The following is a 12,423-nucleotide window of genomic DNA, read 5'->3' on the forward strand; positions in this document are numbered from 1 at the left end:
GCACTCACGACTTACTTTTCGTCGTAGTTTACGTTAATTTGGCTGTTCCCTTCGTATAGCCAGTTCATTTTTTTAGGATCTAGCTTGGCGTGATACATCAGCTTTAGAAGCTGATTTAAGGCAGCATGCTTATAGATTCCTCGTTCTCTAAACCGGCGGGCCGAGGTAACGATGGTGCCTGGAGCGATACAAGGTGGACCAAACTTACCCAGGGCATGGCTGAGGGCGGTATCTTCAAAAATGTCCATGTCAGGCACACCGCCAATGGCCATAAGGGCCTCTCTTCGGGCAAAGATGCAGTGATCTAGATAGAGAATCCGGCTAAAGCGTGGCCGTTGGGTCGTCGAGTACCAGGAGGTAAACCGCAGCAGCCAATGGTCGAAGTCAAAGCTGTGGCGGAACCCTCCCCAGGTGAGCATGGTGTTTGCCATGAGCCCTCTGACTTGAGAGAGGGCATCGGGTGGGAGCAACGTGGCCGGATGATGCAGCAGGACAATGTCTCCCTGGCTGGCTTCAATCCCAACGGTCAGCCGCTGGGCACGATTGGTGGCGTCAGAATCAATCAGCTTAAATTGATCTGCTGCTGGATGTTGGGTAATCACGTCATAGGTGCCGTCTATGCTCGGGCTCATGACGATGATTAGCTGCTTCTCCCCAGATTGCTGAGCGAGGTTATCCAGAATGCGTGGCAAATAGCCATGTCTGATTTCATTGAGGCAAGGCAAAACAACAGAAATTAAACTCACTACCTATGGCTCTCCCGGCATGGTTAACTCTGATGGTAGGACCTCAGTGAGCGATGTATTAGACTTACTCAAGTCCAAGTTGGGCGTTGTCACTCTTAGGGGCACATCTTGGTTAGTGGTACGACTGCTCAGAATAATACAAAGTCTATTAAGAGTAGCGAAGACTCCCCATAAGCTGAGTTAGCGTTCAGGGAAATGAGTTTTAATTCTGACGACCTATGACTGTCGCTCCATCCTCTTTGGCCATGCCTCAGGTTCATGTATACGTTGATAAGGCTGCGCTTGTGGCGGCAGCGACTGACCAGGTGATAGAGCTGATTCGTGATGCGATCGCAACCCGTGGCCGCTGCTCAATTGCTCTGTCAGGGGGCAGTACACCCAAGCCCTTGTACCAGGCCCTGGCCCAAACCGATTTGCCCTGGGAACAGCTCTATATTTACTGGGGGGATGAGCGTTATGTGCCAGCCACCCATGCCGATAGCAATGCCAAGATGACCTACGAAGCTTGGCTGAACCACGTGGCGATTCCTGCTGAGAATATTTTTACAGTGCCGACAGAGACGGATTCCCCTAACAGTAGTGCCGACCAATACCAGCAGGCGTTAGCGACAAGTTTTGATACTACTGAAATTCCCGCCTTTGACATCATCTTATTGGGCATGGGCGACGATGGTCACACAGCCTCGCTGTTTCCTCATACAGAGGCTTTGAATGAAACTGAACGCTGGGTAACCGTGGGCCAAAAAGCCGATCAACCCAGAATTACATTGACTGCGCCCGTGATTAATCAGGCTCGCCATGTGATGTTTTTAGTGGCTGGTGCTAACAAGCAAACAGCCTTATCTCAGGTGTTTGCGCCCACTGCCGATAGCGCTACCTATCCTGCTCGGTTGGTTTCGCCAACGGGTGAGCTGAGATGGCTATTGGATCAAGATGCGAGCGCAGGATTACCTGCATCGATAGAGCGCACATTGCATTAAACTGCTGGTCCTGCCCTGGATGTGTATTACCTCCAGGGGGAATGCCCCTCTGTCTCCTGAAAGCTTATCTAAACTAAGAATACGGAGCAAAGGCAAAGATTGCCTATATTTCTACCAAAGCATCATCAGAAAATCGTCGAAACCGTGTAGTTTATACATGGCTAGAGCGCAAACCAGACCGCTATGATTATTTGCCCAAATTGTAACTACCAAAACCCAGAAGGAGCTTCTCAGTGTGAAGCATGTTACACGCCACTCCCAGAATTGCTCACATGCTCAAATTGTGGAGCAACGGTTCAGGCAGATGCGAGTTTTTGCGGTCAATGCGGTCATAGCCTAGCTAATCAGGCTGTGCCAGTGGCGGAGCCTTCAGCACCGGCTGAACCGGTTTCCACAGATGACCCACCGACTCCCTTACCGGTTGGGTCATCGTCAGATTTGATTGAGCCTGATCCCCTGGTACCACCAGATCCCTTATCTGTGGCTCCACCACCGCCGCTGCCTGCGGATCCAGTTCCAGAAACTATTCCAACAGCTGTTGACATTGTTAGCGAACCGCCAACTACACAGCCAATGGCGAGTGTGACAACTCCCCAAACACAGATCCAGATCCAGACTGCCAGGTTGCTACATATTCAAACCGATACGATTTTGGAGCTGCCGCTCGGTTTAGATCTGATTCACATGGGTAAACCCAACGATCGCATCCCACCAGATTTAGATGTATCGGGTTTTCCAGAATCGGAAATTGTGTCTCGTGTTCATGCCAATATCCGTATTGAGGGCGATGTCTACTATATTGAGGATGTTGGCAGTTCCAATGGTACGTACATTAATAATCTACCGCTTGCTGTAGGCAATCGTCATCGTTTGCGCCCTGGCGATCGCATTGCCCTTGGAAAAGGTGATAAGGTGAGCTTTATTTTTCAACTCGCATGAGAATTAGCAAAGGTATCGAGTTCCTAGTTTAGTTGCTGCTTTTGCCCTGTCATTTGTGTTACATTGCCCTTCGATGTATTAACGTGATTACCTTATCGTTACTTCACCCGCTCAATAAAACCCCCATACAGAACTGGTCCTTTGAGGAGCAAGACGTCATTCGCATTGGCCGTTCTACTGATAATGATGTTGTTCTTTACAGTGCTGTTGTGTCTCGACATCATCTAGAGATACATAGAGGGGTTGCTGGTTGGGCAATCCAGAGCATAGGTACTAATGGAACCTATCTGGATGGCAAGCGCATTCAAAATGTAACGGCAGAAAATGGTCTAGTGGTCAGGTTGGCACGATCTGGGCCCAATCTACAAATCACTATTGATCAGCCTGAAAAATCTTCGGTTGCTTCTATTAAGGAGTTATTGGCTCGCCGCAAACATCACCAATTTGGTCAAGGTGCATCGGATCAACCTGTGAGGACTGATCTGGATGTTGTCAAAACTGACATTCGTGATAGGACATCGCCGTCCGGTGGTAAAACTTGAACTTCAAATTCTGTAGATAATGACGGTCTTTCTTAACTAACGTGCCTATGGAAAGAGGTGATCAGGTCTATGTGATGCGGGATGTGATGGGCATTCCTTACCAGCATCACGGTATTCATTGTGGTGATGGAACCATTATTCACTATCGCAAGGTGGGTACGGCGACCGTCACACGTACCAGTATTGATGCGTTTACTCGGGGTAACCCGGTGTTTACGCTCAACCCGCCCGTATCATTTATTCCAGATGTGGTGATTAGTCGCGCTGAAAGTCGTCTTGGAGAGCAGCGTTACAATCTGTTTTTTAATAACTGTGAGCATTTTGCCAATTGGTGTAAACATGGCGACAATGTGAGCCCTCAGCTCAATGAATTTGGTCTGCGATTGGATCAGCTGAAGGTACCCAGTGGGCTAACTCGACAAGCCGCTCAGCAAGAAAGCCCGCAGGCGATTTTAGATTTGTTTGAAAAGGCCTTGGGGAATATTGCGATCGCAACTCATACTCTCCTTCCCGACTACGAACAAGCCCAAGCCGATAGCGCTCAGTGGAAACGAGTGGCTGAGGCAGCCCTGGGCAGAGGGCGTGAAGATCTAGCGCGCGCAGCCCTCTATAAACGCCGTGATGCCCAGAAAAAAGCTGAATCCATTCAAGAACAGCTACAATCTCTTTCTGATTTGCAAATTTCCATTCAAACTGACCAAATGCTGGCGCTAGAACGCCTAAGTGAGGAAGCTACGTCCCCGTACTAACTGTTTTCTGTAGAAATACTAAGATACAAGTAGAGACCGTGGTTAGAGGCTGGTCTGTGACGACCTCTAGCCCGGTCTATTTTGATCAACCGTTTGATCATCTTGTCGATTCTTAAATCGCGAAGTACGATTGTAGTCTGTTTGTAATACAAGGTCATTTCGCGGATGACATCAGGAGGCATCCCGTGGGTAAGCTATTCACTATCCTTCAGTACTACCGCCAATATTGGCTGATTACAGCGTTTAATGCCGCTGCTATGGGGGCCTTTGAAATTCTGGATCTCTTTGTGCCCTATGCCATTGGCCAAATTCTCAATATTCTCTCTCAGCAGCCTCTTGATAGGCCGTTAGAGCGTTTTATTGCCATTATGGGTCGGTTGTTGCAACAACCCATAAGCCCTACCTTTTCTCTGCTGGTTTTGTTGGGGTTGGTGGGGCTACTTTCCGTTGGTCGTGCCCCAATTCAGCCCTGGATTGGCCCCTGGTTTAATTGGGATACGGCTTTGCGTGCCCGACGGGATAAGTCACAGCGCTCTCTAGAGAAAATTCTAACGCTGCCACTGGAATTTTACGATGAAAACAACCCTGGCCGCATTGCTGCGCGAGTGGCTAAGGGGTTGGCTAATTACACATGGACCTACCCGGAAATTGTTGGCCAGTTTATTCCTAAGATTTTTCGGGTGTTAGGCATTTTTGTGGTGATTGCCTGTATTGATTGGCCGATTGCTCTGGTTGTTCTGTGTTCCTTTTTATTGATTATTGGCTATAGTTTCTCGCGGCTCGTGGGCTTGTCTTATCAAGAGGAGAAAATTGATAAATACATAGAAAATACCGAGAGTCGTACCTCGGAGATTATCACCAATATCAAAACGGTCAAGGCATTCGCAGCAGAACGTCGAGAGCTTAAACGTCAGCAGCAACGTTTGGACCGAGAATTTAAGGTGGTCGACTACCGCATCCATTTGGGTTACGTCAAGCTCAGTGCCCTTCAGCGCACTATTGTGCAGACTTGTACCTTTGCTGTTCTCGCCCTAACGCTTTGGGCCACTATGCGGGGGAGTATTTCCCTGGGGCACTTTGTGACTATTCTTACCCTGTCCAGTATGGCGTACGCCGAGGTGGATCCTATCTGTAACCTGGCGGAAATGTTTGTCCGCCGGTATGGTGCTATGGCTCGGTTTCAGGAGTTTGTTGCGCTGCCACCGGGGATGGATGCAGGTCAGCTGACCGATGATGTGCCTGACTATCGGTTTACGGGCAAGGTGCATTTTCATCAGCTCACATTTGGTTATGTACCTGATAAGCCTGTGCTCAACAATATTGAGCTGTTGATTCAACCCCGTCAGACGGTGGCATTAGTTGGTCGATCAGGCTCAGGTAAATCGACGTTGGTAAAGCTACTCTTCCGTTATTTTGAGCCCAACAATGGGGCCATTTTAATGGATGGTCAAGACCTGCGTCGTTTGGACATTACCGGCTATCGACGGCGGCTGGCGATTGTTCACCAGGAGGTCGACGTTTTCAACGGTACCCTGATGGAAAATCTCCTCTATGGTAATCCAGACGCCACTGTGGAGCAGGTGCAGGCCGCTTGCAAAATTGCCCAGGCCCATGAGTTCATCCAGCAGATGCCCCATGGCTATCTGACCACTGTGGGTGAACGCGGTGTCAGGCTTTCTGGTGGTCAGCGTCAGCGCATTGGGATTGCGCGGGCGTTGATTATGGATCCTGATGTGCTGGTGTTTGATGAGGCCACGTCTAGTTTGGATTATGAGTCGGAACGGGCGATTCAGGTGGCGATGCGATCGCTATTTGGGACCCGTACGCTGATCATTATTGCCCACCGGCTGAGCACCGTTCGTGAGGCCGACCAGATTGTGGTGCTAGACCAGGGCAGCATTAGTGAGGTTGGCAGTCACGATGAGCTATTGACCCAAGGCGGTCTATATCAGCGTTTGCACCAGCTACAGGAAACGGGGGAGCTGTTGGAATAACAAGAGCTAGTGACTGATATTAACCGTGAACGTGCGTGACAGGTTCGCTGGCGTACGTTCAGCGTCTCACAATGGCCATAGTTTGAGTGGCTGACCCTAGAACGGTGTTGGATGGCTAGCGTCCGATTGTAATCGGTAGCCCGCCCCCCGTACCGTTTTAATAAGACCCTTGCCCAGCTTGCGGCGCAGGTGACCTACGTAAACATCAACAATGTTAGAGCCGGGATCATAATCATATCCCCAGACCTGATTGAGTAATTCTTGGCGACTCCAAACTCGATCAGGTTGTTGTGCCAACATTTCCAGAAGCGTAAACTCACGCGTCGATAGCTCAACAGCTTTGTTGTGGTATCGAGCGGTGCGCTGACGTAAATCCAACGTCAGGTGACCTACACGTAAGATTAGCATTTCAGAAGGGGCGGGTAACCGCTGATTGCGTAACTGCACTCGAATACGAGCAATTAACTCCTGGGGTGAAAACGGTTTGGTTACATAATCATCGGCTCCAGCTTCGAGCGCAGTCACTTTATCCTGCACATCTTGAATAACGGTAAGCACAATGATGGGAAACTGTGCTCCCCGTCCTCTTAGCTCCTCAATTACTTGAATTCCCCGTTTTTCGGGTAAACCCAAATCCAAAATTAATAGTTCAGTTGGGTTGTCACAAGCCAGGTCAATGGCTTGTTGACCTGTTTCGGCAACCAGAGTAACAAATCCATGGGCCTGTAGTGCTTTTGCCAGAAAGGCTGCAATACGGGGCTCATCTTCAGCAATCAAGATTCGGGTCATGGTGTTTTAGCTTCGTAAGGAGGGTCTAAGGGGAAAATGATGTTGAATTGGCAGCCCTGCCCCAGTTTGCTAGAGAGAGCTACATGTCCACCGTGGGCTTCGGCAATGGCTTTAACAATCGAGAGTCCTAATCCAGCTCCTTTGGACTTGGATCGAGTGGTTTCAACACGAGAAAAGCGTTGCATGACGCGTTCTTGATGCTCAGGTGAAATACCTGTGCCTGTGTCACAGACTGTAAAACACACCCCTGTGGGTACTCGTTTAGAGCTGAGGGTAATCATGCCCATCTCATCGGTATGCTCCGCTGCGTTTTGCAGCAGATTCATGACCGCCTGGATAATCCGATAGCGATCGCCCACAATGCGAATCGACGCTTTTGATGTGAGCTGCCAGTTGCGCGCTGCTAAGGCTTTAGCTTTAGCGAACAATTCTTCAGTCAGCCGATGAACATCAATGAGCTCCAGGTTCAAAAAGTCAGACCGCTCGGCGCGGGCTAGTAATAATAGATCGTCGACCAGACGACTCATGCGGTTGAGCTCATCCTTTAACAAATCTAGGGTGTCGTCATGTTGACCTAGAGACTGACCTAGTACTTCAAGATGGCCCCGAATCACAGTGATGGGTGTCTGAAATTCGTGACTGGCATCATTAATGAACTCTCGCTGGCTGGCAAATGAGGCATGGAGCCTATCCAGCATCTTGTTGAAGGTTATGGTCAGCTCAGAAATTTCATCGGGACCTTTTACAGGGATGGAATGTTTGGGAGTATGGTCTAAATCGTGGATAGAACGGGCCGTCTCAGTCAACAGTTTTAGTGGTGAAACCACTCGTCCAATGACGCCCCAAGCTAAAACAAGGGCGATTAAAAAGACGATACCAATCACCCAAGTAGCGACTAAAACAGCCTGATCAATTTCTGATTGCAAGTTCTTGCGAGAGTAAGCAACAATAAAGACACCTCGATTGTTGCCGGGAGGTTGAATGGGATGAGCCGAATAAATGATGTTGCCTGATGTATCGAGGTTTCGATTGTGATGGGGGCTCTCTAGCTGTGCAATAGAGTTGAGCAATGCATCATTCTCTTGTAGATTTTCTGGTAATGCAATGGGGCTAGATTTGTACAATTCTCCATTCAGAAAAGCGATCAGGTATTCATCATTTTCAGGGACGTTACGTGACAAAAATACGTCAAAAATAGCCGCTACATCGTCTCCGAAGGGTTGTCCGGTCAATGGATCTCTGCCATCAACAAGGCGTTGAATTTCTTCAATTTCTTGATCGAGTGAGCGATGAATGCGCTCCAACATCTGTGCTGATAATATTTGTCTAATGGTGACTATCGATATCACAATTGACAGAGAAATTAATGCTGCAAGCCAGAAAATAATCTGAGTTCGCACACTAGAAAGAAGTCTATGCCAGCGCCAGGCCATAAAAATGCCTTACTTAAGACTGTTTAACACCGATCCTAATCTAAATGGCGCGCTTATGATAGCTGACGTATCTTAAAAGAGAAGTGGCCTAAATCTCGAATCCTTTGACTGTAATTAATTTAGTGTTAAATGAAAAAAGTTTCATCTAAGTTTCAAAAAACATTCATGCTAAATGGCAAGTGTCGTAGCTGTTGTTGTAACGGTTGAACAATACATATTCTTGCAAACTCTCTAAAGTTTGATAGGTTGCAAACTTGTCTCCCCGGTCAAATGCTTCTGTTGATTTAGACAACACCTCGACGATCAGTTTTGGAAATCATTGGTATGTGGCCGTTTTCTGGTCATGTGGATCACAGGTAACCATCACATCCGGATAAAAAAGCGATTCCGCGCCTCTACACGTGTATTCATATTAGAAATATACAGCCGCAGATAATCATCGATGCTTAGATGCTGCTCAAATCAAGCAACCATAGTAACTTTGGCAGATTTCTGTATGGGCCTATTGTAACTCTAGTCAATGGTGAACGAATTGCATGCAGTCTGAGTCACCTTTAGGGCCGCATCCTCGCTTAATCCCATATCTTCAGCGTCCGCCACCAGCCATAACAAGTACTCAGTATTGCCTGCTGGCCCACGAATAGGTGACCAAGTGAGACCTTGCGCTTTCCATCCCAGTCGTTGCGCAGCCACGTATACTTGCCAGATAGCTTCTGCGTGATCTTTGGGCTCTCTTACCACACCCTTTTTTCCAATTTTCTCTCTTCCGACTTCAAATTGAGGTTTTACTAACAACACACATTCTCTTGCCCCTGTCATCAGATCCCAAAACGCGGGAAGAACTTTGGTGAGAGAAATGAAGGACACGTCTATTACCCCCAGGTCGGGACGTTGGGTGTTGTCTTTGTATAATTCTTCAGGTGTGAGATGACGTAGGTTGGTGCGCTCTCGCAGCACAACTCGTGGATCCTGGCGAATTTTCCAGGCGACCTGGCCATAACCCACGTCGATGCCGTAGACCTGTCTTGCTCCATTTTGTAGTAGGCAGTCAGTGAATCCGCCCGTGGAGATGCCGCCGTCCAGACAAATGCGATCGCACACCTCCACCCCAAACTCCTTAAGCGCTTTCGCCAGCTTCTCACCACCCCGCGATACATAGGGCGACTTCTGCTTCAGCACCACCACCGCATTATCCTTGATGGTTGTTCCCGGCTTATCAATCACTGCCTCATTCACCTTGACCTCCCCTGCTCGAATACAGCGCTGAGCCTGCTGGCGTGAGTCGCACAGTCCTTGCTCAACTAGGTATACGTCCAAGCGTTGTTTGGCCATTGCCGGTCGGTGGGTGTTCAAGAATGATAGGCATTGCCCACCCTACCATTTTGCTTACAGCTGTCTTCATCGGCTCTTTTTAGTTGCCCCCTAGACACTGCTGCCAAATTGCCCTTAGATAGGAGTAGCTAAAGAAATGTTAAGTAAATGTACCCATGACCTGTGGTGTTCTTCGTTGGTCGTCCTAGCTGAGTGCCAAAAATGAGGTTGTAGTTTTCTGACCCCTGCCATATCGTTTCAACTGGCTCTAGTCTTTGAACAGGTTGCTGCAATTCTCACAAAGACTCTGACCTGCTGCGTGGGTTTGAGCGTTTTACGTGTCTCGCCTGCTGCGGGCTGGTGATATTGAGTGGGTGGTGTCCTACTCACCAAGGTTTTTCAGGCATAAGGAGCTCCCTTGAATACTCGGAATCTCAACGTTCGGTCCCTAAATTTGCGCGCCCTTAAACGGGAGTGGTTGCTCAACCCAAAGGATGACCTTTTAGCAGGTGCCTTGGTGGGTCTGGCGCTGATTCCTGAGGCGATTTCCTTTTCCATCATCGCTGGGGTAGACCCGAAGGTGGGTCTGTATGCCTCGTTTCTGATTGCGGTGATTACGGCTTTCCTGGGTGGCCGGCCAGCCTCTATCTCGGCGGCTACTGGGGCCATGGCTCTGTTGATGGTGGACCTGGTTAAAGATCATGGGCTGCAATACCTGCTGGCAGCTACCTTTTTGACCGGCATTTTTCAGGTGATATTTGGGGTGCTCAAACTGGGCCGTCAAATGAAATTTGTGCCCAGAGCGGTGATGATTGGCTACATCAATGCCCTGGCTGTGCTGCTCTTTTTAGCCCAGCTGCCCCAGCTGACTGATGTGCCGTCCATGGTCTATGTGCTTACCCTACTGTCCTTGGGGATCATCTATATTTTGCCCCGCTTTACTAAGGTGGTGCCCTCACCCCTAGTAGCCCTGGCGGTGATGACCATTGCTGCGATCGCGCTCCGCTTAGACGTCCCCACCGTCGGTGATATGGGTGAACTGCCCACTGCACCGCCTGGGTTTGCTTTACCCCAGGTACCCTTCACCCTAGAAACTCTGCAAATAATTCTGCCCTACTCTCTGACGCTGGCGATTGTGGGATTGCTGGCCTCCTTTCTCACCGCCTCGCTGGTGGATGATTTCACCGATACCCCCAGCGACAAAAATCAGGAAGCCAAAGGACAGGGGGTGGCCAATATGGTCACTGCCTTCTTTGGTGGCATGGCTGGGTGCGGCATGATTGGCCAGTCAGTGATCAACGTTCAGTCCGGGGGCCGGGGCCGTCTATCCACCCTGTCGGCTGGGGTATTTTTGCTAATTGCCATTTTGTTTTTACAAGATTGGGTGAGACAGATGCCCATGGCTGCCCTGGTGGCCGTCATGATCATGGTTTCCATCGGCACCTTTCGCTGGTCTTCGTTTGCAAATATGCGCCGTGTTCCCCGCAGTGAAGTCGCCGTCATGCTGACCACGATGGTTATGATTATTGTCACCCGCAACTTTGCCCTGGGTGTGGCGACGGGCATTGTCATGAGTACGGTGTTTTTCTCCCGTAAAGTTGCCAAGCTGGTATTTGTCGATAAGGTGCTCAGTGAAGACGGGGCTCACTGTACTTACAAGGTGTCTGGACAGATTTTCTTCCTGTCTCGGGATGAGTTTTCGGCATCCTTTAATTTTGCTGAACCCGTTGAACAAGTGACCATTGACCTTAGCGATGCCCAACTGTGGGACCAAGGGGCTGTGGAAGTGCTGGATAAAACCGTGCAAAAGTTTCGCCGTAAAGGTGTGGAGGTGACTGTGGAGGGCCTCAATAAAGCTAGTGCCACGCTGCTCAACCGCCTCGCCACTGATGAAGAACTGGTCACCAGCGGGCGGACTTAGATTTTAGAGAATCCAAAAAATCCTGTAGGGCGTTCCAGGGAATGTCCCTATAGGATGGCCCTCCACCGTAAAATTGCATCCTGATAAACTACTAGCATCGCTGCGCTTTCCCAGACTTCATCCTTTCAAGAAAATACAACGCATGAAAACGATTCTTCTGTGCTCCGATGGGTCTGCTTTTGCGGACAGCATCTATCGATATGGTGCCTGGTTTGCTCGCAAGTTTCAGGCTCAGACGAAGGTGCTCTTTGTCACCGATATTCGTAGTCAAAAGGTCGTTTCTACGGGCAATTTTACCGGCAGTATCGGTCTGGGGGCATCGGATCAACTGCTAAACGATTTGGTTAACCTGGAGCATGAAAGGGCCAAACTTAATAACCAGCGAGCGCGGTTAATTCTGCAAAACGCCGACGAGGTGCTGAAGACTGAAGGTCTTAAAGAGGTGGAGCTGATCAACCCAACTGGTTTTTTGGTGGACTGCTTCCATGACTTTGAGGCCGAGGCTGACATGGTGGTGCTGGGCAAGCGGGGTGAGGCGGCGGAGTTTGCGTCAGGGCATTTGGGGGCCAATCTTGATCGCATTGTGCGCAGCAGCACTAAGCCCTGCCTGGTCACACCTCAAACCTTTGCTCCAATTGAGCGACTGCTGCTGGCCTACGACGGAAGCCCTACGGGTAAGCGTGTGTTGAATTTTCTGGTGGATAGCGCCGCAGGGTTTAAGGATATTGAGATTCATCTGCTGACGGTGGCTAAGGCGGACTCTGATGCTGCTAAATCACAAGGGCTAGCGGATGCCCAACAGACGTTGCAACAGGCTGGGCTGACGGCAACGACCCAACTCCTCAGTGGCGATCCTGAAAAAGTAATTGGTAACTATATTGAACAAAATAAAATTAGCCTATTGCTAATGGGTGCCTATGGCCACAACCGCATTCGCCATCTTGTCATTGGTAGTACCACGGTTCAACTGTTGAGAAGTGTTCAGGTGCCGGTGCTTTTATTCCGTTAGGTTTCGTTTT

11 protein-coding genes and 1 pseudogene are annotated in these 12,423 nt (G+C 49.3%); 7 read left to right on the forward strand and 5 right to left on the reverse strand.

Annotated elements, in window-relative coordinates:
- Positions 1-11 precede the first annotated feature (11 nt).
- Positions 12-746, reverse strand: coding sequence for a glycosyltransferase (locus tag U2F10_RS29175; protein WP_163664689.1), 735 nt, complete (start codon positions 744-746; stop codon positions 12-14).
- A 218-nt stretch (positions 747-964) separates the two neighbouring features.
- Between U2F10_RS29175 and pgl the strand changes: the two genes are divergently transcribed.
- The 5 genes from pgl (at position 965) to U2F10_RS29200 (ending at position 5,950) form a co-directional block, all read left to right on the forward strand.
- Entirely contained in the window at positions 965-1,726 is a 762-nt protein-coding gene (pgl, locus tag U2F10_RS29180) for a 6-phosphogluconolactonase (protein ID WP_250564948.1), read from the forward strand.
- Positions 1,727-1,909: 183 nt separating this feature from the next.
- Positions 1,910-2,665 (forward strand): double zinc ribbon and FHA domain-containing protein, encoded by a 756-nt coding sequence (locus tag U2F10_RS29185; RefSeq protein ID WP_163664691.1) that lies wholly within the window; start codon positions 1,910-1,912, stop codon positions 2,663-2,665.
- A gap of 83 nt (positions 2,666-2,748) precedes the next feature.
- Positions 2,749-3,207, forward strand: a complete 459-nt coding sequence (locus tag U2F10_RS29190) for an FHA domain-containing protein (protein WP_163664693.1) — start codon at positions 2,749-2,751, stop codon at positions 3,205-3,207.
- A gap of 47 nt (positions 3,208-3,254) precedes the next feature.
- A complete protein-coding gene (locus U2F10_RS29195; protein ID WP_163664695.1) occupies positions 3,255-3,956 on the forward strand; it encodes a lecithin retinol acyltransferase family protein in 702 nt (233 codons plus the stop codon).
- A gap of 185 nt (positions 3,957-4,141) precedes the next feature.
- Positions 4,142-5,950, forward strand: a complete 1,809-nt coding sequence (locus tag U2F10_RS29200) for an ABC transporter ATP-binding protein (protein ID WP_499874046.1) — start codon at positions 4,142-4,144, stop codon at positions 5,948-5,950.
- A 96-nt stretch (positions 5,951-6,046) separates the two neighbouring features.
- Here U2F10_RS29200 and U2F10_RS29205 read toward each other — a convergent pair whose 3' ends face one another.
- The 4 genes and pseudogenes from U2F10_RS29205 to U2F10_RS29220 all read right to left on the reverse strand — a co-directional run bounded on the left by U2F10_RS29205 (position 6,047) and on the right by U2F10_RS29220 (position 9,504).
- Positions 6,047-6,739 carry a response regulator transcription factor gene (locus U2F10_RS29205; RefSeq protein ID WP_163697672.1) on the reverse strand — a complete coding sequence of 231 codons (693 nt, stop codon included), beginning with the start codon at positions 6,737-6,739 and terminating at the stop codon, positions 6,047-6,049.
- The gene (locus U2F10_RS29210) at positions 6,736-8,046 is read right to left on the reverse strand and encodes a sensor histidine kinase (RefSeq protein WP_499874048.1); all 1,311 of its coding nucleotides are present in this window, start codon (positions 8,044-8,046) and stop codon (positions 6,736-6,738) included. Before U2F10_RS29210 ends, U2F10_RS29205 begins: the two co-directional genes overlap by 4 nt.
- A 304-nt stretch (positions 8,047-8,350) precedes the next feature.
- Positions 8,351-8,574, reverse strand: a pseudogene (locus U2F10_RS29215) (Uma2 family endonuclease); the annotation flags it as partial.
- A 111-nt stretch (positions 8,575-8,685) separates the two neighbouring features.
- Entirely contained in the window at positions 8,686-9,504 is an 819-nt protein-coding gene (locus U2F10_RS29220) for a TlyA family RNA methyltransferase (protein ID WP_490795826.1), read from the reverse strand.
- A 397-nt stretch (positions 9,505-9,901) separates the two neighbouring features.
- On the opposite strand from U2F10_RS29220, the gene U2F10_RS29225 reads away from it, so the two are divergent.
- Both U2F10_RS29225 and U2F10_RS29230 read left to right on the forward strand, forming a co-directional pair.
- Positions 9,902-11,404: a SulP family inorganic anion transporter gene (locus U2F10_RS29225; RefSeq protein ID WP_499874050.1), complete on the forward strand. Its 1,503-nt coding sequence runs from the start codon at positions 9,902-9,904 to the stop codon at positions 11,402-11,404.
- A 142-nt stretch (positions 11,405-11,546) separates the two neighbouring features.
- On the forward strand, positions 11,547-12,413 hold the full coding sequence (locus U2F10_RS29230) for a universal stress protein (protein WP_163664705.1): 867 nt from the start codon (positions 11,547-11,549) through the stop codon (positions 12,411-12,413).
- Positions 12,414-12,423 lie beyond the last annotated feature (10 nt).

Source organism: Leptothoe sp. EHU-05/26/07-4 (genome assembly GCF_043421015.1).
Classification (GTDB): Bacteria; Cyanobacteriota; Cyanobacteriia; order Phormidesmidales; family Phormidesmidaceae; genus Leptothoe; species Leptothoe turfae.